A 24,606-nucleotide genomic window follows, 5' to 3' on the forward strand; every position below is an offset into this window, starting at 1 on the left:
CACGGGAATTCGTTTTAATTATTATTGAGTTTGGTTATTATGCCTAAAGCATACCAGCGCATCTAAGCAAATCAACTGCTAAAGTAAATACTTGCTAACCTTGCTTTCCATTGCCAGCAGTTTTGTTCGGTACATGGGTTATGAAATATTGCCACTGGCACAACTTGCACGGTAACGGGATTAATAACGTATGAATTCACTGAAGGGTATCAGCCAAAACGTGTTGGCAGCGGTTGAGCGTTTTAGCCACTGCCCAACTCCACCTCATCGAACATTGCTTGAACGAAATAATAGACTTTCAGAATTAACCGGCATGCAGGTTTTTCTTAAACATGAGCAAATGCAATTAACGGGCTCTTTTAAATACCGAGGCGCGCTTAACTGTATTTTGTCGTTGTCGTCCACGGAACGAGCCGCTGGCGCTTTAACCGCAAGTTCTGGCAATCACGGTATGGCATGCGCGATGGCAGCTAAAGCCGCATCGGTCCCGTTAACTGTGTATGTTCCTGAGAATGCATCAGCGCTAAAGTTGAAGAAAATTGGAAGCCTTGGCGCCACAATAAAAAAAGTTGCGGGCGATTGTCTTAACGCCGAGACTGAGGCGCGCATGGAAGCAACAAAGCAAGGCAAAACCTATATCTCTCCATACAATAACCACAGTGTGATGGCTGGACAAGGCACCATAGGTGTAGAGTTACTTACTCAGTTACCGGAATTGGATGCGGTATTTATTGCGGTGGGCGGAGGCGGCCTGATTGGTGGTGTAGGCGCACTGCTAAAAGCAAAACGGCCTGATATCAAAGTTATAGGGTGTTGGCCGTCCAATTCCCCAGCGATGGCGCGATGTCTTGAGGCTGGTCAAATTATTCAGGTTGATGAGTCCCCCACCCTTTCCGATGGGACGGCAGGCAATGTAGAAGACAACGCAATCACTTTCGAAGTATGCCAACAGGTTATCGATGAAAAAGTATTAGTTACAGAAAATGAAATTCGTAATCAAATGCTAGATATGCTCAAAAACGAGCAACTGGTTGTTGAAGGTGCTGCTGGAGTAGCGCTGGCGGGAGCGATAAAGTATGGATCTGCATTAAAAGGAAAAAACGTAGCAATTATTTTGTGTGGCAGAAACATCGCGTATGAAACCCTATTTTCCATCATAACGTAGTGGCTTGCGCTATTATTCTTACGCTCTCCCCCGCGCTTGATAAAATCTTTCTGCTTGGAAAGATTTTATCGAAGTAAACTTGCTTGAGAGAAACAAAATTCACTGTTCGTATACAACCACTTTAATAATTAGAGAACTTCCTGTTGTTTGCTGCAATAGCGGTTCTTACGCCAACGCCCCCCATAAGTCAGCCACCTGATAACCGCGAAACCGCGTGAGCTCTACAAATTCAATAAGTAGACTCAGTACTCATCTAATATACTGATTACATCCTCAACGGTTTTACTAATTGCTAAAACGCATTATTTTTTATGCGGCAGCACAGGTGGAAGTCTAGACGATATGATTGAAGATTTCACAATAGACGTATGGGTTTCTGCGTAATCGTGAAGCTCAAATAGAATATCATCTAACTCCGCCACATCTACTAATGCTAACTTGGCAATAAAACAATCTTCACCGGTCACCCTATCGCACCATAAAAAGCGGTTTTGTTCCGCGATAATGGCTTCCACTTTTCTTAAGTGTCCGCTACGTGGCTTTATTCTAACTAATGCCTGAAGCGTAAATCCTAGCGTTTTTAAATTAATATTGACACCAAAGGTTTCGATAACCCCCGACTCTCTTAATCGTCGTAAACGTTCACCTACGGCAGGGCCGGATATACCAACCTGCTTACCAATATCAGCTAAACTGGCTCGGGCATCATGCTCTAATACGCCAATGATGGCTGCATCTAAATAATCCAACATTTTCACGCCAACTCCTCTCCCCATTCATTTCGAAAGAAAATTCGGTAATACTAAAACAAATTAAAACCTAATCATCAATTTTTTCGGTCAAATCACAGTGAATACCCTCCCTTCGCTTTAGTAAAATAAGCATTGTTACCTTACCAATATTCAGGAGAGCATTGATGGAAATACAACGTATTGCAGCGTTTAGCTGTGGCGATACAGGAGGCAACCCGGCAGGTGTGGTCTTACTTACAGAATGGTTAAGTGAAAGCGAAATGGCTAACATGGCCGCTGAAATAGGTTATTCAGAAACCGTTTTTGCCGTGGCCCAAAATGAACAAAAGACAAGTTGGCGGGTTCGCTATTTTTCACCCGAATCTGAGGTCCCATTTTGTGGCCATGCAACCTTAGCGCTCAGTACTGTTCTAGGGGAAACTATAGGTGCGGGTAAATACGATCTGACATTAAATAATGCCGCTATTTCTGTTGAGGCGAAGCGTGTTGGCAACAAAATCGTTGCTAGCCTTATGTCGCCTCCCACAAAAAGTCAGCACGTGACAGAAGCCGAGCTATCTGAAGCGCTAAATTTATTTAACTTACACCATGAAGATTTGGATACCAAAATACCGCCGGCGCGAATTCATGGCGGAGCTGATCATATCGTACTGCCACTACTATCCAGAGAACAGCTGGCTGCAATGAATTATGAATTACATGAGGGTCGTAACCTTATGCTACGCCACGGTTTAGTGACGATTATGATAGTGTTTATCGAAGATAATCAAACTTTTATTGCTCGTAACGCATTTGCCTCAGGCGGGGTGTTAGAGGACCCTGCAACTGGCGCTGCGGCGGCCGCGTTCGCTGGTTATTTAAGAGATATCGACTGGCCGCATCACAATAACATTACTATTCGACAGGGTGAAGATATGGGACAACCTTCTTTGATTAACGTAAAAATAAGCTCCGAAAAAGGTAGCGCTGTAGAAGTATCGGGTCAGGCGAGAGTCATCTGACACTTTTCGTGGTTTGCTTCTTTTACCGTAGCAAAATTTAACTAACACAGATGTAAAATTGACCACCGCTTGTTATAAAACCTACCGTCCCGGATTTCACCTTTGTGGCTTATAATTCAGCCTGTAAATGCGGTGGTATTTTCCACGTTATGAGGGTGTCTAACTGAAATGAATACCGTTCTTTTAATAGCGCGAAGTAAGGGTATATTTATTGAAGAAAGCTTAAAGGAAAAACACAATTCTAAAAGAGTAAACGTTGATATATCTTCCCCCTGTTTGTCGGGACACGAAGTAATTATTATCCTACAAAGCTCGGTCACTGTTATGACAAACGGTCCCAACATTTCATAGCGTCCCAATATCGTCCCCTCGATGCTGCGTTATTAAAAAGAGCGACCGCTTCAACAGTTCTGTATTAAAAGAAATATTTCGATAACCCTTTCTACGAAAATGAATCTGAATGTTTCAAAATTCGGTAGCTCTATTTTTTAACGTAACACGAGTGCTTATCGTGAGAGTACTAGCATGAAAAATAAGCTTACCGTCCTCTCGCTAAGACGAATAAGTACCACAAAAACTCATATATATGTTTTCGCTACGCGATTGATTCGAATTTTACGCTAAAAATCCTTTCTAATTCCTGCCTTCCTTAAACTTTTGTTAAATCAACATCATTTCACAATTTTTTCAGTTTTTTCACAACAAAATAGCGCACTTTTTAACCGTGTTTCGAACCTATTACCAGGTCGCTCACATTAGAATGGCATAGCACTTTCGCTGATTTAGTCGTTCACGAAGAACGCGTAGAAATGGCATTGATTTTTCTTATTTCAAACCTTTTCTAGTGGATACTTTTTAAATTTATTTTTTATTTTTACTTTTAATATATTAAGGACAGTAGAGTGTCTAAATTAACTAAGCTATCAATATTACTTGGTACGATTGGGATTGGATTCAGTAGTTTGACTTTAGCCAATACCCCATTAGAGGTTTCAGACGGCCCTTTTTTTGAAGATGAAGGTGACTATGCTTCAACTTCAAAACCACTCGCAGACGGGTGGGGTTGGAATGCAGTATGCTCAATCTATGATACAGATTGCGATACGACGGGAGGCGGGGGCGGTAACCCGACATTGACTAAGCCGGGATCAGTTGAACATATCTTTGTTAAATACAAAAAGGGGTCGGGTAGCGTTTCGTTAAGCTGGCCGACCACGTCCAAGGGAACGGGCACAGATTTCAAATATGAAGTGTACCAACAACCTAAAGGTGGAAGCCGTTCTCGTATCTATTCAGGCACCAGCAGAAGCAAGGCTCACTATGCTGGGACCAATAAAAATGTCCGCTATTCAGTTCGCGCATGTAATAGCGTCGGATGCAGTGGTTATAAAGACTCTCCTTACCTCCTGATAAACGGCCAATTCAATAATGATGGCATTGCTACCAAACCGCTCGACCAAAAAAAGCCACAACTTATTAGTCCACTTTTTTTAAGTAAGGACCTTTCAGATCCATTGCGTACAACAGCAACTGCACAAGATACTGCGTTATCCGCGCTAGGTGCAGGCGTCGATGCACTGAGTGGAGAGGTTTATAACGCTACCTGCTGGAGTACAAGCGGCACAAACATGCTCGATAATATTGAGTATGTCAATGAACAAGATTATTTGTTCACTCAAGTAGATACTTATACCCAGCTCGCAGAAACACTGGACATCAAACGTTCAGGTGGACTTAACCTTTCATTTGGCGGATTTTCGGTGGGGGGCTCAGGTAGTTCTTCCTTGTACAGTAAAACGGAAAAGGTCACTGATACGTCCGTCATCGTGGCATCGTTTACAGACGAGCAAAATAAATACAAAGCCAAACAAGCGTCAGAGTTGCAAATGACTAGTGACAAAATTTCTTATTTGGAAAATGGGTATACTAAAGAGTTTCGTAAACACTGCGGCGATAGATATGTAGACTCGGTCACCACTGGCAGAAAAATAACCTTCACCATTCGCATGGAAAGTACGTCAGAGTCCAATTCTCAAATTAAAACTAAAACCGCTGAGTTGAAGGCATCACTGGAACAATACAGTGCTGATGGTAACTTCGATTCAACTGAGCGAAGCGAAATCGAAAAGAACTTTAAAGGCTACACGTTTGACATTAAAGGTTATCAAGCAGGGGCCGATTCCTCAAGCAACCTATTAAACTTAAACGATATTGGTGAATTTATGTCTGTATTGCAAAATTTTGCGAACAGTTCAAATGATGCGCTGGTCAATATCAACTCAACAGACAAAGACTACCCTATTCCAACTTCTATGCTTGGACAAGGGCATTTTGATGTATTTGAAGACTACACTGTTATTCGCGACAAGTTATATACGTGGAGTAACTTTGATTCACAACTTTCTCGTCGATGCTGGATGCTTGATCCCAATAAAGTAGGTGAAGACGCTTTAGCAGATTTTATTGATGGCTTCGGTGAAACCTACTTCCAAGGCACAACCAACGAGATGGACATGTGTCAGGCTGTAAAAAACATGGTGACCAAATTTACTGAATACTGTACCAACCAAGGTGAATGGTCAAAATGCTATCAGCCAATCGAAAGCAATTGTTGGGACAACAACAACGGCTCTCAATGTCTTGCGCGCGCTGAACGAATCACGTACAAAACACCGACCAAAATTGCACAACGATTGGATGTTGCAAGAGGGGGGTGCATGATTGGTCCTTGCTATAAGTCAGAAAAAATTGACCAATGCTTTACTAGCGTAAGTACTGTGCCTGATTTCAATCGAAATAAGGTTATATCGAGCAGTTACCAAACAGGTGCCGTGCGCGGTTTGACTGCGATTATTGACAGAGCATGGAATGTTAAAGAAGCACGCAACAGTGTGTATCAAAATAGTAGTGGTCAATTCTGCTTTTCTGCTTACGCAAAAGTATATGGTCAAGGCGGCTGGGGATCGGGCGGTAGATACGAATCTAACAATATTATGTTCGGATTTACCACGCGAAACCAAGGTTACTCACTTTAACGCATAGTAAAACCATGGGGTGCGCGTTGCCTCATGGTTTTATTTCAGTGTTTATCATGGAAGGGATTATGACAATGGCTTTACACAGCACTATTCAAACGATAATTGATAAGCCGCTATCAATTAAGGCACAAGAGCAAAGCTTACGCTCGCAATCAACCGACTTCCCCCCACTTTATCCTGCTATTCCTCTGATTAATATGACACGCTTTGCCGGCCGGTATATGTGCGGCGCAGAAAGTTTGAAGGAAGGCAGAGCAGTGAGCCGAAAGCGGATAAGTACTGTGATGGCGGGAATACATACCGAAGATGAGTTAGCCACGACTTTAGCCCAACGTATAGAGCGCTACGAAATTGCGACAACCATTGCTGCTGAAAATATACTTTCAATCGAAACTGTTAGCGATATTCATCAGTTACTCTCACCAGAACATGATTCGCGCGGCATCATTCGCCAACATCAAAACTGGGTGGGTGGCGACAGTGCAGAATCAGCGAAATTGCTCCCCCCCTCTCCAGAATGTTTACCTGTATTATTAAAAGAGTGGCAACAATTTACGCTTAACTGCAAACTCGACGACCCATTTAATGCAATTCTCGTTTTCAGCTATTTTATCATTCTACATCCCTTTAGCGATGGTAATGGGCGACTGTCGCGGCTCATCTTATCTCGCTGCCTGTCGGGTGGTTTACACCGTCCAGGGTTCGTCAGCCCCGCATTGTATAGACTAAATCATCCCGTTGAGACACAAAAAGAATTATCCGCCACCCCAAAAGCAACACTCTCAGGTGAGTGGTCACCCGTGTTATCTTATTGGAAACAAGCCTTTACGTGGCAACGTAAAATCTCGCTTGCAATGACTGAGAAGGTCAATACTACCAAAAGGTTATTGGATAATGCGTTACTTTTGGCAAGCCCGACTACGCATACAAAGGAATTATTAACCCTGTTGTTCGAACAACCTGTGGTCACACTCGAGTACATATGTAAACGGCTGAAGATAGATGTTTTAACAGCGAATACGCTGCTGGAGTTGTTTTGCCACAACAATGTGTTGAAACGTTTTGCGTTAAAGCGTCCACTGGGAACGGTAGTATTTAGTTGCGAACCGATTTTTCAACTGTGGTCTGAACTTGACGCACTACTTTTCAGTGATGAATACTAACCCATCACACGTGGCTGCAACTCGCCCAATCAGTCTGGTATGGTTTTCGCTAAATTTACACTTTTTTCAGACGTTTTTGTGATCACGCTTTCAACTTGATCACAAAGCTGTTCACTGTGCAGCGAACAAAGTTTTCGCGCCCTAGCGATGATAAAATTTAAGTCAGCTGGGTAGAAATAGCGGTTTTCGATGCTCAGATGATTGCTTAGTTCACGTAACGTTGAGATATAATTTTCGTCAGTTTCGCTTGGGTAATGAGCCAACATCGTAGTTAAATATTCATGAACATAGACCGATTTAGGTGACTTGAAGGTGTCTTTCTGCTCATCAATTAGCAGACGTAACTGTCTAAATGGAATTGATTTCGCTGGTCGCACACTATCGATTCGCAGTTGCGTTACTTCTAATGCACGTTTGATAATGGTAGCTGGGGTCAAATTAGACTCATCAATTATCACTCTCGCTTGCTCTAGTTCATGCTGGCTTAACTCTATCTCGCCACTATATAAGTGGGTTCTCGACTTCAACATAATTTGCTCAAGGTAGACATTATTTTCCGCACCAATATTGGCGCGAGTTAACTCTTTCGCCTCAGATAGTGCTGTGAGTGCTTTTTGATACTGGCCGCTCATAAAATAAAGCTCCCCCAGATACCGTTTCTGCCTTGCAACACTTTGATGCGTGTGCGGTAAAATTTGTTGTCGAGCTTCTATAGCAGATATCAGCAGGAGTTCCGCTTCCGCCCAGTCATAGTCAAAAAAAGCAACGATGCGGCTAAGCTCTTCCTGGGCTTCGATAGCTTTTAAATCAAATCGACTAAGCTTTGTTTTATAAATACGAATGGCGTCTTCCATAAGCTGGCGCTTAACATCACCGTCGAATTCATACCAATTCAATAGTACATTGCTATCGGCCACGCTTACACTGTCGCTCCCAAGTTGCCGTATATAAATATTCTTGGCCAATTGGGCCATTTTTTGGCCTCGCGCTAAAGCGCGCTCACGATGACAATACGGCTCAACACAAATCAGACGTGTTCGACTAACCTGAATATGCGCATCTGCGACTAAGAGATCGGAGTACGCACTACTTTGCTCAAGCACCTTCAGAATATGCGTTCCGGTATTATATGCTTCTTCCCTGTTTTTAAGCGCAATTAAACTGTCGAGTGTGCTGAGTTTGGCCCGAATCGATTCCTCAGAGTCGACGCCATATACGCTGTCGGTAGCTTGTTCTACACGACCCGCAAGCAGCCTGGCCTCTTTAAAAGCACCGATGCCATGATAGAGGCTTTTTAGCGCAGATAATTGTCCCAGGTACGCTGCCGAGTCCTCTTGGTGCGCAAGTAGTTCGTGAAATTTAGTATCTAATTGCGATTTTCCATCCATTGCACTGTTGTTTACTTTTTTCAGTAAACCATTGTGCATTGATTCATAAAGCGCAACCTGAGCAGTCAATTCACTTTGTTTTTTGCTGAGCAGCTTAGTTTCACTATCTTTTTTGTAAAGGGATATGCCCGCCAATACGATTATCGTAATTAAAACACACTGGGAACCTAGTAAGAACGCAGTTGCTTTCGAGGAGATCGCTTTTGAATTAATGCGCTTTACTTGTTCGGTATTAACAATAGGTCTTGAAACGTCGGGTTTTTCAGGCTTACGTTCTTGCTCCAAGACGACCTTGTCGGGCAGAAATATTGAATTAGCTAATGGATCAGAGGTTGAAGTGGCATAAGTTACTACATCGCACTGCAACAAATAGCCAACCTTCGGAATGGTAACGATTATATTCTTAGGGTTGTCCTTGAAACATTGCCTCAGCTCGCTAATACTCTGCTTCAGTACATTTTCGCTTACACATTTACCCTGCCAAACTACATCGAAAAATGTTTTGCTTTGGACAATCTGTCCGGGGGTTTGAAGTAATAAAAGCAGTACATCAACTGTCTTATTCCTCAATATATAATTTCCGCCAGGGTACTTGAGCGTTTTGTGAGTGGGGGTGAACTGCCAACGTCCATCCATGACATAATGACTATGCGTATCGATATCCTTTTCCATATAGCTAACAACTCGGTTGGCTCAATGCTAAGACTATGACTTTACATAGTTAATTGATATGCAGTCAAACGCAGTACGCTTCTAAACACAAATGGCATTGTAAAGCGCAGTAAAATAACGTTCACCATTCCCCCCTACAATTCCAACCAATTTGAAGGATTTAACGCCTTCCCCTTGTGCCTGATTTCAAAGTAAAGATTGGGATAACTTTGACCACCGCTTTGCCCTACCAATGCGATGGAATCACCTCGACGGACATCATCACCTGCTTGTTTTAACAAGGCCTGATTATGACCATATACACTCATATAGCCTTCGCCATGGTCGACTATCGTTACCAGTCCGAAACCGCGTAGCCAGTCAGCGTATAAAACGCGTCCTTGAGAAACGGCTTTAACTGCACTGCCTTCTGAACCTTCAATAACGATACCTTTCCAGCGTACCTGACCTTGTCGGCGCTGCCCAAATAATCTTCTTACTGTTCCATCTGCCGGTTGCAAAAGCTTGCCTTTCGAAGAGGCTAGACCGTTAAGCTTCACTTGCCGCTGTTCAGCTGCCCGTAAATTGGCTTCTTCAATAGCTTGCATCAACGCTTTCTCGCTGGCCTGCAGTGACGCGACCTGCGCGGCATCACTCGCAATGCTACTATTTAACTTCGCCAAGGTTTGTTTACGATCATCCTGACGAGCTTGCAATTGTGCCTGCTGCGATTCTTGTTGGTTTAACAGTGCAGCCAACTCTTCTGCTTTAACTTCAAGCTCCGCATTGACGGCTTTCAGTGATTCGACATTGCTGCGAAATTTGGTAATTTCTTGCTGACGAGCTTTATTGATGTACTGATAGTAAGTCAAAATTCGTTCAAATTTGCTGGCCTCTTCCTGATAGAAAAACAGCTTAGCGTAATCGTAGTTACCCGACATGAACGCACTTTTTAACTGACTGGCCAGCGCGGATTGTTGCTGAATAATCGCGTCTATCAGGTGCTTTTGCTGAGTTTGCAGTTTCGATTGTTCTCGATGGTTGGACGCCAGTTTATTTTTAGTTATTTGCAGCTGAGAAGCTACCCGGCCTATTTCTTCTTCTGACCGCTGCAAAGCTTGCTGTAGTTCTTCAGCCGATGCCTGGCTTGCTGCCAGCCGTTGTTGGCGTGCTTTTAGTTCTGCCTGGAGTTCGGCCAATTGTTCTTGATGGGAATCTTGTGCCAAGACTGAAAATGATAAAAATATTGCGCTGCACAAAGTAAACGTGCGCATTATCATGTCCATTTTAATACTAAATTTTGAAGGCATTACATCGACTAACCCAGAAAAACTGCATGCCATTTCAACAGGTTTTCAGAAAGGTAACAAGTATGATGCGTTTAATTAGCGGCACGATCTGGTTTCTGCGCTGATTTTCTATATACTTTGCAGTCGATTTTGTGGGTAGAAGTACAAAGGTTTCAAAATGGAACAGCTAATAGAATTCGCGGGAAATCACTTTTTATTAAGTGGGATCTGGCTTGCATTGGTCGCCATGCTGGTTTACAGCTTTATCAGCTCAATGACTTCAAAAGTAAAAGAAGTCAATACGCATGAAATGACCCAACTTATTAATAAAGAAGATGCGGTCGTACTGGATACTCGCCAGGCAAAAGACTTCAAAGCAGGCCGTATTATCAACGCGCAGCAAATTAAACCGGAAGAAATCCGCGAGAAAAATTTCACTAAACTTGAAAAATTTAAAGATACGCCCATTATTGTGGTGTGTGCGATGGGGAACAGTGCCCGTGGGGTAGCCTCATCAATGACAAAGAATGGCTTCAATAAAGTCTTCGTATTAAAAGGTGGCATGAACGCATGGCAAAGCGCCGGCTTGCCTATCAGCAGATAAGAGGCTTTGATGGCTAATATAGAAATTTATACAAAAGGCTATTGTCCGTATTGTCATCGTGCAAAAGCATTATTTGACGAAAAAGGCGTAGGTTTTAAAGAATACGCAATTGACGTACAGCCCGAATTGCGCGACGAAATGATTTCTCGTGCTCATGGCGGCTGGACAGTGCCACAAATTTTTATTAATGAGCAGCATATTGGCGGATGTGACGACTTAGTTGCTCTTGATATGCAGAATAAACTGGATGACCTGCTGGCTGAATAAAGTAAATTGCAGGCAACGACAACAAGTATAGGAAGTATAATGGCTGAAGAAAATCAAGCTGCAGGTGAAAACCAAACACCTAATGCACAATTTCATGTTCAACGAATCTACGTAAAAGATATCTCGTTTGAATCTCCTAACCCAGTGGCGATGTTTAATAAAGAATGGAAGCCAGAGATCAAATTAGATATCGACACTAAAACCGACAAAGTAAATGATACGTTATTTGAGGTTGTATTGTCGGTGACAGTTACCGCCACGCTAGGTGAAGAAACAGCATTCTTATGCGAAGTTCAGCAAGCTGGTTTATTTACTATTATTGACATGCCAGACCAGAATAAAGCCCATACCCTGGGTTCGTTCTGCCCTAACATGTTGTTCCCCTATGCTCGTGAAGCGGTTTCAAATATGGTTAATCGTGGTACTTTCCCTCCACTTAATCTTGCGCCTGTAAACTTCGACGCTATTTTTGCAGCATACATGCAAAAACGTGCACAGCAAGCCCAAGGTGAAGAGACCCCACAGAAGCTTGACGCGTAAAATTACATGAGTAGCGATTCAGTAACTGTTTTAGGGGCGGGGTCTTATGGCACCGCCCTTGCGTTTTGCCTTGCTCGTAACTGCACCTCGACAGTGCTTTGGGGGCGAGATAAAGAACACATGGCGGAAATGGCGGTAACGCGCGAAAATAGACGTTATTTACCAGGGTTCAGGCTTCCCGACACGTTGCAGATTGAAGCTAATTTAGAAGCCGCCGTGAAGCGAAGTAAGTTTGTGTTAGTGGTTGTTCCTAGTCATGCATTCAGTGGTATGCTGAAAGCTATTCAACCTATATTACAACCTGAACAGTGCATAATATGGGCGACCAAAGGGCTAGAGCCAGGCACGGGCAGACTATTAAGAGACGTTGCGCTGGACATATTGGGGGAGCAATATCCTCTCGCTGTGTTATCGGGTCCCACTTTCGCTAAAGAAATGGCCGCAGGACTGCCCACCGCAATATCCCTTTCCTCCACCGATGAGAACTTGGTGGATACCTTTGCCGCCAAACTACACTGTGCCAAATCATTCAGGGTGTATAAAAACCCTGACTTTATTGGGGTTCAGCTTGGTGGTGCCGTCAAGAATGTGATTGCGATCGGTGCCGGATTGGCTGACGGTTTAGGTTTTGGAGCGAATGCGCGAACTGCATTAATTACCCGCGGTTTAGCTGAACTTTGTCGTTTAGGCATTAAAGTCGGCGCAAGACCTGAGACTTTTATGGGTATGGCTGGCCTGGGAGACTTAGTATTAACCTGCACTGACAACCAATCACGTAATAGGCGTTTCGGTCTGGCATTAGGTGAAGGGAAATCCGTAGATCAAGCGCAAAAGGAAATCGGTCAGGTTGTTGAAGGCTACCGCAATACTGAAGAAGTTCGCATCCTTGCCCAACGTTTAAAGGTCGAAATGCCTATCTGTGAGCAGATTTATTCTGTACTTTACGAAGGTAAGTCGCCCAAAGACGCTGCGTTATCCTTGCTAGGCCGAGACCTTAAGCAAGAGTAAAAAGTAAAAGTAAAAAATTAAAATTAACCGGAACAAAATCTGGCTTTTTAAATTACCAGGCTCACATTATGTTTCATATCGCTTTGCACGAACCAAAGATGCCCCAAAACACCGGGAACATTATCCGATTAGTCAGCAATAACGGTTGCCATCTTCATTTAATAGAGCCGCTTGGTTTTGAACTGGATGAAAAAAAGCTAAGAAGGGCTTCACTAGATTATCGTGATTTAGCTCACGTCACTGTACACGACAGTTATGAAGCATTTCTACAGCGCTTTACGGGTCATCGCATCTTTGCGCTTACAACAAAAGGCAGCCGTTGCTACACCACCCCTGACTATCGAGAGGGTGATGTATTATTATTTGGCTCCGAAACCGCCGGGTTACCTGATAGCATTTTAAACAATTTAACGAGCGATTACCGTATTCGGGTTCCAATGCAAGCTGATGCGCGTAGCCTCAATTTATCGAATACCGTGGCCATAGTAAGTTATGAAGCTTGGCGACAGCATGAATTTATAAATGGAAAATAAAGGTCACAAAATAATTTGATTTAATACGAGATAAACGCTTCCGGTCGCTATAAGCAACCCAATAAGCGCCATCATCCCATCTTTGGTGCTAAGCCCGATGCCAATAAACCCCACTGCTAACGCTGGCAGCGCCGCAGCAAATGGAATCACTTCAAGTGGAATCATTAATAAGGCTGTTAAGCCGCAAACCAATGCAAGCAGTCGCATTACGATTGGTTGAATGAAAAATTCTAAGCGTGGCCTAAAGAGTTTATCGATCTTCTTTGTATAGGGTTTTACTTTTTCTACTCCTGATTTAAGTGTATCCCTTTCAAATTCAACCTTCTCAAACTGTTGCGGTAACCACGGGTGCATCTTCCCGAAAACCAACTGGATAGTAATTAAAAATATGGTGATACCACAAATAGATGGAACGCCGGGGATCGCCCCTGTTGGCAGAATTACAATAATCGATGGAGCGAGAAGTAATGGACCATAACCTCTATTTTCGAGCGCTTCTACCATATCGTGTACAGTAGCTTTTTCACCAGATGAGTTTTTCACCAGCTCATCCATCGCTTCTGTTAAATTTATACTTGCCGCCATCAACGCCTCCAAATAGTTACCACTCAGTATCTTTCCTAATTCAGCAACATTCGACGAACAATACGGTTATTGTGTAACTCTACATCAAAGCAATCTTCACTATCAGCTATCTCCGCAGGAGCCGAAAACTCATCTATTGTAGCCTTACACGTGAAACCATAAACGTCGCTCAAAGGAGCCCCTCCCTCGGCAACGATACATTCACGTTTAAAGCCTTCGCGACTATCCATGCTGTACCCTTATACAAATTCGTTCTGCCAAGCATAGAAAATGCTTACATTCTCATGGTAAAAGTTATTAGCAGGATCTATGCCTTGATAGTTTTTAGCTTAGTTTCAACGGGTAAACGGGAAAATAGTCATACTCGAAAATCTGCGCTAATGGAATAATGTTACAACTTTTGCCCCACCAATTAGTTCGGCGGTGTTTGCGCTAAAAGAGTGACACAGGAGCAGGTTAAAAGCTGTAAAGGCCGCGCTATTGGACGCTCGTGAAAGACGTAGGTAACTACACTGGACTGCATAGAATTGTCGCATAAAGACATACTTAGTCAACGTGCCTGAATCAGATTCCCCCCCTTTTTTAGGCTGTCCTCACTTCATTTCGCACTGGTTTAATAGAAAGAATTAATATTAATGGGTGGAGTAACGCTCATCTGTAGACTCGCGTCTATCGTGTAAAAAAGACATGATTTGTTGCAAAACAGGGCCACGATACTCATCCGATTCGGCAAATAATTCATGATATGCTTCGGGAACTTTCCTGATATCGGCATTCTTGAATTTCTCTGCGACCGCCAACTGTCGAGTATTATCGATAATTTTATCGCCGCTGGCGCTGAACAAAAGTACCGGTTTCTCAATTTCATTGCTTCGCATTTCAATAGTATCCATCGCCTCGACAGCAGCCCGTAACCAATGTGTTGTAACACCGCCTAATTGAATTTCGCGCATATCATCGTATAGCTTACGGAATAAACGATAACGATTCTCGCTATGGGTTAACGTATTGATGGCATAAGGATAAGCAAGGTACGGGGTTTGGCCGAAGAAGTAACCGCTATCACGCTTCATTAATTTTTGCAGCTTGAGGCTCAGGCAGATAAGTGATTTTGCTAACCAGTTTGGTAACGCTGGGCGGACGCCGAACATGGGAGAACACAGCACGGCAGAAGCAAATCGCTTGGGCGCTTTTAATAACGCTAAGGTTCCTATTGCGCCTCCCATAGAGTGACAAAGTAAGTGCAAGGGTTCGTCGGTCTGTGAAGCAACAATGGAATCACAGAAAAATAGTAAATCATCGACATAATCGTCGAAATCAGCAACATAGCCATGCTGTGGGTCAGACGTCATTCTTCCCGATAAGCCCTGCCCTCGGTGATCAAGAATATACACCGCAAAGCCATTACGAAAAAAGTCATACATCAGTTCTTTATATTTCAACAGCGATTCGATACGGCCTGAACTGATGACCACATGAGTATGAGCGTTTTCAGGCTGACACCAGGCATAGTGAACCATCACGTCATGCTTACCTTTAAACTCACCAGTATTAACTGCACCTTTCCAGAACGGATTAATATGATTTGCGTATGTTTCAGCAAGATGCTTTTCAGATGTCAGCGTCCACTTCATTTCCAGTATCTTTTCCTATTTACGCCGAGGTAACTCAATAGTAATCTTCAATCCTTTCGGCAAGTATGCGGTGGCTTCAATAGTACCATGATGCAACTCGCCTGCAGAATTTGCAATGGCTAAACCGGGTTCAGCTCCTCTTTACGCTCGCTAAAACTCAAACGAAAGAGCAGAGTTCAGACAGCATATTAAACGAATGGACTAGGGCGCTTTGCGAGTTAATTGGCGCGGTCGTATTCTGGTTTAGCGGGTTGATAGTCCATCGATAGAAATAATGGTGAGGTCACCATGAGGTCGGCACTCGCCGCATTACAGGCCACAGGGACGTTCCACACTGAACATAAACGTAATAACGCTTTAACATCTGGATCGTGGGGAGCGGGATTTAGAGGGTCCCAAAAGAAAAACAGTGCAGTCAGCGTTCCTTCTGCGATGAGTGCGCCGATTTGCTGGTCGCCCCCGAGGGGACCGCTTTGATAACGCTTCACCTCTAGCCCTGTCTCCTTTGCAATCAGCTTTCCTGTGGTACCCGTAGCAACAATGTTACAGTTTTTCATTACGTTGATATGCGTTTTTATCCACTGAATAAGTTCTGATTTTTTATGATCGTGAGCTACCAGTGCAATGGTGTATTCCGGCATGTTTTATCCTTTACAAGTCTATTAATAATGTTAATACATCAATTTACAATTTGTAGCAATTCGATCAGCCACACTAGACCATTTATGTTTTTACTAGATACTGAGTTTACGTACTTTAGAATCCGAAATGAAAGCTAAAAGCAAAAACGCCAAGAAATATTTATACATTTTTATTGCATAATAATTCACTATAGGTATTATCTGAATTTGCCACTTATTGCTAATTAATCCAATTAGGAGAATCATGTTTTGACCATTATTCCTGCTTGTCATTTCGTCGAAGCATTTTTACAACTCAATCTTTCTCCCATGATTTGCTACCAGCAAGGTACCCCCTTTCGACGATAGCTGCCGGGGTAGATTTACTTATAAAGTAGCCCTCTTTTTTCCTTTGTTGGTGCACTCGGGAGTCTGAATAACAACTATCGGGGAAGCAAAGGTAAAAAGTGAATTTTTTTATTTTTCCTATTAGTAAGTAATTATGTTAAACGTCTCTATCATTGGTGCCAGCGGCTATGCAGGCGCACAGCTGACAGCTTTAATTCACCAGCATCCTGCCATGCAAATTGCCAGATTGTATGTATCTGCGCACAGCAATGATGCCAATAAAGTGTTTTCAGAAACAGCTAGGCAATATTCACATTTCCCCTCAATTCCGCTTGTGCCTCTCACAGTGGCAGAATGCGCTGATGTTGCCGCGTCCTGCGATGCTCTTTTTTTATGTACGCCGCACGAGTTCAGTCATGAGGCGATGCCCCAACTAGTGAATCGGCGAGCAAAAATTTTCGATTTGTCCGGTGCATTTCGCCTGTCAGATCTGGATATTTTTGCTGCCAACTATGGTTTTAAAAATACTCATGCAGATATTCAACAAAAAGCAGTGTACGGATTGGCTGAATGGTTTGCCGCAGATATAGCAAAGGCAGATCTGGTAGCCGTACCGGGCTGTTACCCTACAGCTTCGTTAACCGGCTTATTACCGTTGCAGCGCGCTGGGTTACTTGATTCATCCGTTCGTCCGGTAATTAATGCTATTTCTGGGGTGACGGGTGCCGGACGCAAAGCTGTTCTCAATACCAGTTTTTGTGAAGTGAGTTTGCAAGCATACGGCGTGCTGTCTCATCGTCACACGCCTGAAATTGAATCTTACCTTGAGCAGAAGGTTATATTTACCCCTCATCTGGGCAATTTTAAACGTGGCATCCTGGCTACCATCACCACTAAACTCGGCAAAACGGTAAACGAAGAACAAGTTAATCACGCCTTCGCTGAATTTTATCGCCAACAGCCGCTAGTTAGATTGAGCCGCTCTTTCCCTAAAGTGAGCGATGTCGCGAACACCCCTTTCGTCGACGTGCACTGGCAAGTAGATGAGCAAAGTGGCTATGTGGTCATAGGCTGCGCGCTTGATAATTTACTTAAAGGGGCGGCGTCTCAAGCTGTGCAATGTGCAAACTTGGTATTTGGCTTATCCTCGACCCAGGGCCTGCTGCCATGAACAGATTAGTTATTAAAGTAGGTGGCGCGCTTCTTGATTCCCGAGACGCTGTACACCATCTGTTTGCACAAATTCAGCAGCTGCAAAGCCAAGTACAAATCACGGTTGTTCATGGTGGTGGTGCACTGACTGAAAACCTGTTGTCTCAGTTAGGGTTTGTCAGCGAAAAGATAAACGGCTTGCGCGTCACGCCCGCCGAACAGATGCCGATTGTGGCGGGAGCTTTGGCGGGCACAGCAAACAAAATACTGTCCGCTCATGCCACAGTATTGGGGTTAAATCCTGTTGGTTTGTCGTTAATAGATGGTAACGCAATAACCTGCACACCGCTTGGCGCCGAATACGGCGCCGTTGGGGTGCCTTCAATTAATCAATGCACGTTATTGGACGTACTACTCAAAGACGGTTTTTTGCCCATCGTCAGCTCAATTGGTTGTGACGCCGCCGGGCAATTGCTAAATGTTAATGCAGATCACGCCGCTACCGCGATAGCCGAACTTTTAAATGCACAATTAGTGATGCTATCGGACGTTTCAGGTGTACTCAATGAAAACAACGAACTGCTGAAATCACTTGATGGCAAAGCTGTTCAACAGTTGCTTAACCAAGGGGTTATCTCTGGCGGAATGAGCGTAAAGATCAACGCCGCATTTAAGGCTGCGAAACTACTCGGTCAACCTGTCATTATAGGCAGTTGGCACGATTCGCTGACGGATATTTTAAATGCAGTAAGCGGCACGCACATTATTCCTTCACTCAGTTTGGAAAAAGCATGAAACAGGATTTATTAACTTTTGGTGTATGGAGCCCACAACAAATGCAGTCGCTGCTTGAACTGGCAGTACATATAAAACACCACCCCGCTGACTATAAAAATATATTGGCGGGTCGTTCGGTCGTAGCTTTGTTTGAAAAGCCTTCACTACGTACCCGAGTCAGCTTCGATATTGGTATCAATAAATTAGGGGGTCACCTTGTTTATCTGGATTCACACGCAAACAGTCTGGCAGGGCGGGAAGATATTCGCGATACCGCAGCTAATTTAGCTTGCTGGGCCGACGCTATCGTTGCCAGGGTATTTTCTCACCATACACTTAAAACTATGGCTGACGCTGCCAACGCACCAGTTATCAATGCACTTTGTGACAAGTATCACCCCTGTCAGGCCCTTGCTGATTATTTGACCCTGCATGAACAATTTGGCGCAGTTAAAGGTCGCTCACTGGCTTATGTGGGAGACGGTAATAACGTCACGCATTCGCTTATGATTGTCGGTGCATTGCTTGGATGCAATGTATTGAGCGTGACACCTGAAGGTCATTCGGCGTCACCTGAAATAGTTGAACTAGCGCAAACTATCGCTCAGCAAACAGGCGCTAGAATAGAGAAGTCTTATGCTATCGATGCCGTCAAAGGCGTAGATGTGCTCTATACCGACACCTGGTTATCGATGGGTAATAAAACGCCGCTGGCTGAAATAAAAGAAAAATTTATGCCCTATCAGGTTAACGAAACCTTGTTTGCTAAGAGCGGTGCACGCTACATAATGCACTGCCAACCTGTTCATCGTGAACTAGAAATTACCAGCCGTTTGATTGACAGTGAAGCATCGTTATTAATGCAGCAGGCGGAAAACCGTATGCACGGGCAAAATGCTATTTTGACGCATCTTTTGGCAAAGTGAAAAGTGAAAAGCGAAAAGTGAAAAGTGAAAAGTGAAAAGTGAAAAGTACAGGACACAGAATGAAGAATATCAATAAAGTGGTATTGGCCTATTCAGGTGGATTAGATACCTCAGCCATTATCCCGTGGTTAAAAGAAAACTACGACTGCGAAGTGATAGCCTTTGCCGCTGATGTAGGTCAGGGGGACGAAGAACTTGAAGGCTTGCATGAGAAAGCTATCGTGTCTGGGGCGAGTGCCTGCCACATTATCGATCTAAAAGAAGCATTCGTAGGCGACTACATATATCCGACCATTACCACGGGTGCAGTATACGAGGGCGAATACTTACTTGGTACTTCAATGGCCCGCCCGGTCATTGCCAAGGCCCAAGTGGAGTTAGCGCGTAAAGTTGGTGCCGACGCCCTGTGCCATGGTTGTACCGGTAAAGGTAATGACCAAGTCCGCTTTGAAAGTGCATTCGCTGCTCTAGCACCTGATTTACAGGTTATTGCCCCATGGCGTGAGTGGGATAAGGTATCCCGCGAAGATTTGCTGGATTACCTCGCCACCCGCAATATCCCTACCACTGCATCGGCTACTAAGATTTATAGTCGTGATGCTAACGCTTGGCATATTTCCCACGAAGGCGGTGAATTGGAAGATCCATGGCAAGCCCCCTCCGAACAAGTATGGACATTGACATGTTCACCGGAACAGGCACCTGATTCAGCACAGACCGTCACCCTATCATTTGATCAAGGTAAATTAATCAAAGTCGATGACAAAACGCTTAGTCCTTATCAGGCGTTAACTGAATTGAACAGAGTGGCAGCAAACCATGGGGTTGGACGCAGTGATATCGTTGAAAACCGTTTAGTTGGTATGAAATCTCGCGGATGCTACGAAACCCCAGGCGGTACCGTTTTGCTGAAAGCGTATAAAGCGCTGGAAACCATGGTACTGGATAAGATGTCACTTAGGCACCGCGAACAACTAGCGCTGGAATTCGCCCACCTGGTTTACGATGGCCGTTGGTTTACGCCCCTTCGCGATGCCATTTTGGCAGGGGCGTCTGTGTTCGCTGAAAAAATTACAGGCGATATAGTCGTAAAGTTATATAAAGGCCAGGCTACCGTCGTGCAACGTAAGTCGCCCAATAGTCTATATTCAGAAGATTTCGCTACCTTTGGAGCAGATGACGTCTATAACCAAAAGCATGCCGAAGGCTTCATTCGTTTGTACAGCTTGCCTTCGCGCATTGCCGCGCTGCAAAAGCAGGGGGACTGACCATGGCATTGTGGGGAGGACGGTTTACTGCCGACAGTAGTAATATGTTTAAACAGGTTAATGATTCGTTGAACTTCGATCAGGCCATGGCGACCCAAGATATTCAGGGTTCAATCGCCTGGGCGAAAGCCTTATATCAAGCAGGTGTATTATCTGAGCAGGAACAACAGCAGTTGCATTCTGCGTTGGAGGACATGCTAACCCAAGCTCAGTCTGGCGCGTTGGATTTCGCTGCAAGCACCGAAGAAGATATTCATAGCTTTGTTGAAGCCGAACTAATTGAGCAACTAGGTGATGTGGGAAGAAAACTGCATACTGGACGTAGCCGTAACGATCAGGTGGCGACTGATTTTCGGTTATGGGTAAAAACCCATGTGCTTTCACTGAAACAAGATTTAGTGCAATTAAGACGTACCTTACTCAATACAGCTTCGCGTTATCAGCATTCAATTTTACCGGGCTATACTCACTTGCAACGCGCGCAGCCTATCGTTTTCGGTCACTGGTGTCTAGCCTATGTAGAAATGTTTAAGCGTGATGCCAGCCGCTTGGATGACTTGTTAGTCAGAATGGACCAGTGCCCTCTTGGATCAGGTGCATTAGCAGGCACCACCTATCCGGTGAATCGCGAAGTTTTGGCTAACGAGCTTGGTTTTGCCTCCCCTACCCTCAATAGCTTGGATGCGGTGTCTGATCGTGATTTTGTACTTGAGCTGCTGTTTACTGCCAGCACCAGTATGATGCACTTATCGCGTTTGGCCGAAGATCTTATTTTTTATAACTCTGGTGAAGCCGGGTTTATTCAACTTGGCGACAGCGTAACCTCAGGTTCGTCATTGATGCCACAAAAGAAAAATCCTGACGCATTGGAATTAATGCGCGGTAAATGCGGCCGGGTATTTGGTGCACTACAAGCACTATTGGTCACCATGAAGGGCTTACCCCTTGCCTATAACAAAGATATGCAAGAAGACAAAGAAGGTGCCATGGATACGGTTAACCAGTGGCATTGTTGCTTGTGTATGGCCGACGAAGTATTGCAGTCAGTGACGCTGAACGAAGACCGCTGTCGCGAGGCGGCCATGAAGGGCTACGCCAATGCTACCGAACTGGCAGATTATCTGGTTGGCAAGGGTATTCCTTTTCGCACAGCTCATGATATTTCGGGGCAGATTGTTGTCGCAGCCATCAACCAGGACAAACCTATTGAAGCACTACCGTTGTCAGAACTGCAAACACTATGTGCCGATATTGATGACGACGTCTATGCAGTATTGAATGTAGAGTATGGCATTAACAAACGTAATAATATTGGTGGTACATCTTTTAAAACCGTAACCGAAGCGCTTTACCGAGAACTGGAAAAAATGGATAGCGAGGAAGGTTAAAAAGCATGGTACTGTCACATCAAGACGGAGTTGCACTTTTCCGCAGCTCTGCGCCCTACATCAATGCACATAGAGGCAAAACCTTTGTCTTAATGCTGGGCGGTGAAGCCCTGCAACACGAAAATTTTCCCCATATTATTCACGACATTGCGCTGCTCAACAGTCTGGGAGTGCGACTGGTGCTGGTACACGGTGCACGTCCGCAAGTTGATGAGCGCATTGCATTACGCAATATTCCACCGCGTTTTTCCCACGATAAACGCATTACTGACAATGGTACATTGGAATGTGTGAAAGATGCGGCTGGCTCCGCCAGGGCGCATATTGAAGCGTTACTGACAACCGGCTTACCTAACTCTCCCATGCACGGCGCGCAAATCCGTGTCTGCTCAGGCAATTTGGTGGTGGCTAAACCTGCCGGAGTGCGCGACGGCGTTGATTTAGATCATACCGGCGAAGTCAGACGCATTGACGTTGAAGGTATTAGCGATCATCTCAACGACGGCTCTATTGTACTGCTCTCCCCCATGGGGTATTCCACTACAGGAGAGGTATTTAATCTATCCCACGAAGATGTGGCGACGAACGCAGCCATTGCGTTAAAAGCGGATAAGCTGATAGCTTTTTCCAGTCACCAAGGCATTTTCAATCAAAGCGGAAAACTACTTCGCACCATCGAGCGCCAGCAGCTTGAAAAGCTAATTACTGACAATGAAGTCGAGGCCGAGAAAACTGTCCTTCATGCCCTTATCAGCAGTGTCACAGCCGGCATCCCGCGCGCTCATTGTATTAGCTACGAGGTTGATGGCGCACTACTTCAGGAACTTTTCACGCGGGACGGTTGTGGCTCATTGGTATTAGAGAACCACTATGAACAATTACGCAAAGCCACCATAGATGACGTGGGCGGCATACTGGCTCTTATCAAACCCTTGGAAGAAAGTGGTGCACTGGTCACCCGCTCACGGGAAAGGCTTGAACAAGAAATTGAACACTTCTTTGTGATTGTCAGAGACGGCATGATCATCGCTTGCGCCGCACTCTATCTGTTTCATGAAGAAAAAAATGGCGAATTAGCCTGTGTAGCGACACATCAAGAGTATCGCGGCAAACATCGCGGGGAGCGTTTGCTTGACGCCATTAAGCAATCAGCTAAAGAACAAGACATTGAACACCTGTTCGTACTCACCACCCTCACCTCTCACTGGTTTTTGGAACAAGGGTTTGTGGAAGCGAAGATTGAATCACTTCCCACTAGCAAAAAGGAACTCTATAACTTTCAGCGCAACTCCAAGGTATTTCAGCTTCCGCTGTGAAAGTTTCTTATCGTTAACTTCTTAAGCGGTAGCAATGCCGCCGTTTATAAATTAATATTCTAAACGTTAAGTTTTTCTACATTCGTATAGAACGAAATAAAAATCTTTGTATTTTAGGCAGCATGGCTGATGAGATATCGATGCACCCGCGCTCAATAATGAGGTGATAAAACACGCTACTTGGTTTATTCAATAATATATTATCTACAAAAGAGTAATCGAATATATTAAGGAATATCTGCGCAAGGTGTAGAGTTAGATTTTTTCAGATTGCTATTTGAGGGCGAAGAATTTTTATGTTCAATGAGTAACAGTTTCGTTATTCACAGGGAACGTAAACAAGTATGAATAAGAGTTTTAGCTCCAAAGGTGTAAAAAAATTTATAACGAGCAACATTAGGTAGGTTGATTAATATTGCTATAAAAAATGACTAAATAGATACCAATATGCTTTGCGCTAACCTATTCTAACTCAAAAAACACCACTCCAGATTTGCCGGAAATGATGGCGTTTAAGGTCGTAAGAATACAAGGGCGTAACTTCGCTACAAGGCGGCCGATTATTACGAAGGTAGGCACTTTATGTTTTGGGTTCATTTAAAGAAATTTTCAGCATCTGTCTTAGCTCTACTTCTTTTGGCCTTCTTAGCTGGTTTATGTGTATTGTTATCAGTAGAGTACGGAGAAAAGAAGCCTGACTTCATCGGCTGTTATGCGTCCGATGCAATGCTAATGAGCTATAGTTGCCAAGGGTTTCAGGGTAGCGAAATAGCGAGTTACATTCTTAATTGGCCGCTATGGTTAGTTTATGCTCCACTTTTCTCACTGTTTAGTTTAAAAGCATTGGGTGCAACCCTATTGCTATGGTCGCCGGTTGGAATTTTTATTTTGTCAGTGATTAGGTTAAAAAGAGAGAATGGTCTCTTTTTAAAATAGTTACAAAGGAAGTGAATGCTCATAGGATGTTGTAACACTTTTTGATAAGTGCACCAGCCAGGTAGACAATGTTAAATTGCCAGAAGAATTTACCAGCATGGAACAGTCAAATAGAAGTGGTCAAATTATCGCTGATTGTATTAGTGCTCATTATGATGGCGGTCAACTTTTGCAAATCTTTAATCTAATTCAAAAATCGACTAATGGCCGTCAGAATGCCAGACAACATATTGTGTAGTACCTCGCAGCGCAGAAAG

The 24,606-nt window shown here is 44.0% G+C and carries 24 protein-coding genes; 17 read left to right on the forward strand and 7 right to left on the reverse strand.

Going from position 1 to position 24,606, the window contains the following annotated elements:
• The first annotated feature begins 190 nt into the window (after positions 1–190).
• Positions 191–1,165 (forward strand): threonine/serine dehydratase, encoded by a 975-nt coding sequence (locus tag OPS28_RS03575; RefSeq protein WP_265608066.1) that lies wholly within the window; start codon positions 191–193, stop codon positions 1,163–1,165.
• A gap of 302 nt (positions 1,166–1,467) precedes the next feature.
• On the opposite strand, the gene OPS28_RS03580 is transcribed toward OPS28_RS03575, so the two are convergent.
• A complete protein-coding gene (locus OPS28_RS03580) occupies positions 1,468–1,917 on the reverse strand; it encodes an Lrp/AsnC family transcriptional regulator (protein ID WP_265608372.1) in 450 nt (149 codons plus the stop codon).
• Between the two features lie 164 nt (positions 1,918–2,081).
• On the opposite strand from OPS28_RS03580, the gene OPS28_RS03585 reads away from it, so the two are divergent.
• The 3 genes from OPS28_RS03585 (at position 2,082) to OPS28_RS03595 (ending at position 7,119) form a co-directional block, all read left to right on the forward strand.
• Entirely contained in the window at positions 2,082–2,918 is an 837-nt protein-coding gene (locus tag OPS28_RS03585) for a PhzF family phenazine biosynthesis protein (RefSeq protein WP_265608067.1), read from the forward strand.
• A 902-nt stretch (positions 2,919–3,820) separates the two neighbouring features.
• Entirely contained in the window at positions 3,821–5,953 is a 2,133-nt protein-coding gene (locus tag OPS28_RS03590) for a hypothetical protein (RefSeq protein WP_265608068.1), read from the forward strand.
• Positions 5,954–6,021: 68 nt separating this feature from the next.
• Positions 6,022–7,119, forward strand: coding sequence for a Fic family protein (locus OPS28_RS03595; RefSeq protein WP_265608069.1), 1,098 nt, complete (start codon positions 6,022–6,024; stop codon positions 7,117–7,119).
• A gap of 29 nt (positions 7,120–7,148) precedes the next feature.
• On the opposite strand, the gene OPS28_RS03600 is transcribed toward OPS28_RS03595, so the two are convergent.
• Together OPS28_RS03600 and OPS28_RS03605 are read right to left on the reverse strand one after the other, a co-directional pair.
• Positions 7,149–9,179 (reverse strand): winged helix-turn-helix domain-containing protein, encoded by a 2,031-nt coding sequence (locus tag OPS28_RS03600; protein ID WP_265608071.1) that lies wholly within the window; start codon positions 9,177–9,179, stop codon positions 7,149–7,151.
• Between the two features lie 134 nt (positions 9,180–9,313).
• On the reverse strand, positions 9,314–10,432 hold the full coding sequence (locus OPS28_RS03605; RefSeq protein WP_265608072.1) for a murein hydrolase activator EnvC family protein: 1,119 nt from the start codon (positions 10,430–10,432) through the stop codon (positions 9,314–9,316).
• 193 nt (positions 10,433–10,625) lie between these two features.
• Here OPS28_RS03605 and OPS28_RS03610 point away from each other — a divergent pair, with 193 nt between their 5' ends.
• The 5 genes from OPS28_RS03610 to OPS28_RS03630 all read left to right on the forward strand — a co-directional run bounded on the left by OPS28_RS03610 (position 10,626) and on the right by OPS28_RS03630 (position 13,399).
• A complete protein-coding gene (locus OPS28_RS03610) occupies positions 10,626–11,051 on the forward strand; it encodes a rhodanese-like domain-containing protein (protein ID WP_265608073.1) in 426 nt (141 codons plus the stop codon).
• 9 nt (positions 11,052–11,060) lie between these two features.
• The gene (gene grxC / locus OPS28_RS03615; protein WP_265608075.1) at positions 11,061–11,318 is read left to right on the forward strand and encodes a glutaredoxin 3; all 258 of its coding nucleotides are present in this window, start codon (positions 11,061–11,063) and stop codon (positions 11,316–11,318) included.
• A gap of 39 nt (positions 11,319–11,357) precedes the next feature.
• Complete coding sequence (secB, locus tag OPS28_RS03620; RefSeq protein WP_265608077.1) at positions 11,358–11,858, forward strand: protein-export chaperone SecB; 501 nt, start codon at positions 11,358–11,360, stop codon at positions 11,856–11,858.
• 6 nt (positions 11,859–11,864) lie between these two features.
• A complete protein-coding gene (gpsA, locus tag OPS28_RS03625; protein WP_265608079.1) occupies positions 11,865–12,866 on the forward strand; it encodes an NAD(P)H-dependent glycerol-3-phosphate dehydrogenase in 1,002 nt (333 codons plus the stop codon).
• Positions 12,867–12,934: 68 nt separating this feature from the next.
• A complete protein-coding gene (locus tag OPS28_RS03630; protein WP_265608080.1) occupies positions 12,935–13,399 on the forward strand; it encodes a tRNA (cytidine(34)-2'-O)-methyltransferase in 465 nt (154 codons plus the stop codon).
• Positions 13,400–13,402: 3 nt separating this feature from the next.
• Here the strand turns inward: OPS28_RS03630 and OPS28_RS03635 are convergent, their stop codons facing one another.
• The 4 genes from OPS28_RS03635 to OPS28_RS03650 form a co-directional block, all read right to left on the reverse strand.
• Positions 13,403–13,984 carry an exopolysaccharide biosynthesis protein gene (locus OPS28_RS03635; RefSeq protein ID WP_265608081.1) on the reverse strand — a complete coding sequence of 194 codons (582 nt, stop codon included), beginning with the start codon at positions 13,982–13,984 and terminating at the stop codon, positions 13,403–13,405.
• A gap of 35 nt (positions 13,985–14,019) precedes the next feature.
• Positions 14,020–14,214 carry a hypothetical protein gene (locus OPS28_RS03640; RefSeq protein WP_265608083.1) on the reverse strand — a complete coding sequence of 65 codons (195 nt, stop codon included), beginning with the start codon at positions 14,212–14,214 and terminating at the stop codon, positions 14,020–14,022.
• Between the two features lie 402 nt (positions 14,215–14,616).
• Complete coding sequence (locus OPS28_RS03645; protein ID WP_265608084.1) at positions 14,617–15,618, reverse strand: alpha/beta fold hydrolase; 1,002 nt, start codon at positions 15,616–15,618, stop codon at positions 14,617–14,619.
• Positions 15,619–15,836: 218 nt separating this feature from the next.
• Positions 15,837–16,259, reverse strand: a complete 423-nt coding sequence (locus OPS28_RS03650; RefSeq protein WP_265608086.1) for a methylglyoxal synthase — start codon at positions 16,257–16,259, stop codon at positions 15,837–15,839.
• A 481-nt stretch (positions 16,260–16,740) separates the two neighbouring features.
• On the opposite strand from OPS28_RS03650, the gene argC reads away from it, so the two are divergent.
• From argC to OPS28_RS03690, 8 genes are all read left to right on the forward strand, one after another.
• The gene (gene argC, locus OPS28_RS03655) at positions 16,741–17,757 is read left to right on the forward strand and encodes an N-acetyl-gamma-glutamyl-phosphate reductase (RefSeq protein WP_265608087.1); all 1,017 of its coding nucleotides are present in this window, start codon (positions 16,741–16,743) and stop codon (positions 17,755–17,757) included.
• Positions 17,754–18,533, forward strand: a complete 780-nt coding sequence (gene argB / locus OPS28_RS03660; protein ID WP_265608088.1) for an acetylglutamate kinase — start codon at positions 17,754–17,756, stop codon at positions 18,531–18,533. Before argC ends, argB begins: the two co-directional genes overlap by 4 nt.
• Positions 18,530–19,441 (forward strand): ornithine carbamoyltransferase, encoded by a 912-nt coding sequence (locus tag OPS28_RS03665; RefSeq protein WP_265608089.1) that lies wholly within the window; start codon positions 18,530–18,532, stop codon positions 19,439–19,441. Before argB ends, OPS28_RS03665 begins: the two co-directional genes overlap by 4 nt.
• Before the next feature lie 59 nt (positions 19,442–19,500).
• Positions 19,501–20,709, forward strand: coding sequence for an argininosuccinate synthase (locus OPS28_RS03670; protein ID WP_265608090.1), 1,209 nt, complete (start codon positions 19,501–19,503; stop codon positions 20,707–20,709).
• Positions 20,710–20,711: 2 nt separating this feature from the next.
• Positions 20,712–22,097, forward strand: coding sequence for an argininosuccinate lyase (argH, locus tag OPS28_RS03675; RefSeq protein WP_265608091.1), 1,386 nt, complete (start codon positions 20,712–20,714; stop codon positions 22,095–22,097).
• Positions 22,098–22,102: 5 nt separating this feature from the next.
• On the forward strand, positions 22,103–23,413 hold the full coding sequence (argA, locus tag OPS28_RS03680; protein ID WP_265608092.1) for an amino-acid N-acetyltransferase: 1,311 nt from the start codon (positions 22,103–22,105) through the stop codon (positions 23,411–23,413).
• A 582-nt stretch (positions 23,414–23,995) separates the two neighbouring features.
• Complete coding sequence (locus OPS28_RS03685) at positions 23,996–24,349, forward strand: hypothetical protein (RefSeq protein ID WP_265608093.1); 354 nt, start codon at positions 23,996–23,998, stop codon at positions 24,347–24,349.
• A gap of 97 nt (positions 24,350–24,446) precedes the next feature.
• Complete coding sequence (locus OPS28_RS03690; protein WP_265608094.1) at positions 24,447–24,587, forward strand: hypothetical protein; 141 nt, start codon at positions 24,447–24,449, stop codon at positions 24,585–24,587.
• The last annotated feature ends 19 nt before the right edge of the window (positions 24,588–24,606 follow it).

The organism is Alteromonas sp. ASW11-130 (genome assembly GCF_026183735.1).
GTDB lineage: Bacteria > Pseudomonadota > Gammaproteobacteria > Enterobacterales > Alteromonadaceae > Alteromonas.

Bases quoted from the DNA above. Each gene is read 5' to 3' on its own strand.
- OPS28_RS03580 (WP_265608372.1), bottom strand. From the start codon at position 1,917: ATGTTGGATTATTTAGATGCAGCCATCATTGGCGTATTAGAGCATGAT.
- OPS28_RS03600 (WP_265608071.1), bottom strand. From the start codon at position 9,179: ATGGAAAAGGATATCGATACGCATAGTCATTATGTCATGGATGGACGT.
- grxC (WP_265608075.1), top strand. From the start codon at position 11,061: ATGGCTAATATAGAAATTTATACAAAAGGCTATTGTCCGTATTGTCAT.
- OPS28_RS03640 (WP_265608083.1), bottom strand. From the start codon at position 14,214: ATGGATAGTCGCGAAGGCTTTAAACGTGAATGTATCGTTGCCGAGGGA.
- argB (WP_265608088.1), top strand. From the start codon at position 17,754: ATGAACAGATTAGTTATTAAAGTAGGTGGCGCGCTTCTTGATTCCCGA.
- OPS28_RS03670 (WP_265608090.1), top strand. From the start codon at position 19,501: ATGAAGAATATCAATAAAGTGGTATTGGCCTATTCAGGTGGATTAGAT.
- OPS28_RS03610 (WP_265608073.1), top strand. From the start codon at position 10,626: ATGGAACAGCTAATAGAATTCGCGGGAAATCACTTTTTATTAAGTGGG.
- OPS28_RS03665 (WP_265608089.1), top strand. From the start codon at position 18,530: ATGAAACAGGATTTATTAACTTTTGGTGTATGGAGCCCACAACAAATG.
- OPS28_RS03575 (WP_265608066.1), top strand. From the start codon at position 191: ATGAATTCACTGAAGGGTATCAGCCAAAACGTGTTGGCAGCGGTTGAG.
- OPS28_RS03605 (WP_265608072.1), bottom strand. From the start codon at position 10,432: ATGCGCACGTTTACTTTGTGCAGCGCAATATTTTTATCATTTTCAGTC.
- OPS28_RS03650 (WP_265608086.1), bottom strand. From the start codon at position 16,259: ATGCCGGAATACACCATTGCACTGGTAGCTCACGATCATAAAAAATCA.
- secB (WP_265608077.1), top strand. From the start codon at position 11,358: ATGGCTGAAGAAAATCAAGCTGCAGGTGAAAACCAAACACCTAATGCA.
- OPS28_RS03595 (WP_265608069.1), top strand. From the start codon at position 6,022: ATGACAATGGCTTTACACAGCACTATTCAAACGATAATTGATAAGCCG.
- argC (WP_265608087.1), top strand. From the start codon at position 16,741: ATGTTAAACGTCTCTATCATTGGTGCCAGCGGCTATGCAGGCGCACAG.
- OPS28_RS03690 (WP_265608094.1), top strand. From the start codon at position 24,447: ATGGAACAGTCAAATAGAAGTGGTCAAATTATCGCTGATTGTATTAGT.
- OPS28_RS03685 (WP_265608093.1), top strand. From the start codon at position 23,996: ATGTTTTGGGTTCATTTAAAGAAATTTTCAGCATCTGTCTTAGCTCTA.
- OPS28_RS03585 (WP_265608067.1), top strand. From the start codon at position 2,082: ATGGAAATACAACGTATTGCAGCGTTTAGCTGTGGCGATACAGGAGGC.
- gpsA (WP_265608079.1), top strand. From the start codon at position 11,865: ATGAGTAGCGATTCAGTAACTGTTTTAGGGGCGGGGTCTTATGGCACC.
- argH (WP_265608091.1), top strand. From the start codon at position 20,712: ATGGCATTGTGGGGAGGACGGTTTACTGCCGACAGTAGTAATATGTTT.
- argA (WP_265608092.1), top strand. From the start codon at position 22,103: ATGGTACTGTCACATCAAGACGGAGTTGCACTTTTCCGCAGCTCTGCG.
- OPS28_RS03645 (WP_265608084.1), bottom strand. From the start codon at position 15,618: ATGAAGTGGACGCTGACATCTGAAAAGCATCTTGCTGAAACATACGCA.
- OPS28_RS03630 (WP_265608080.1), top strand. From the start codon at position 12,935: ATGTTTCATATCGCTTTGCACGAACCAAAGATGCCCCAAAACACCGGG.
- OPS28_RS03635 (WP_265608081.1), bottom strand. From the start codon at position 13,984: ATGGCGGCAAGTATAAATTTAACAGAAGCGATGGATGAGCTGGTGAAA.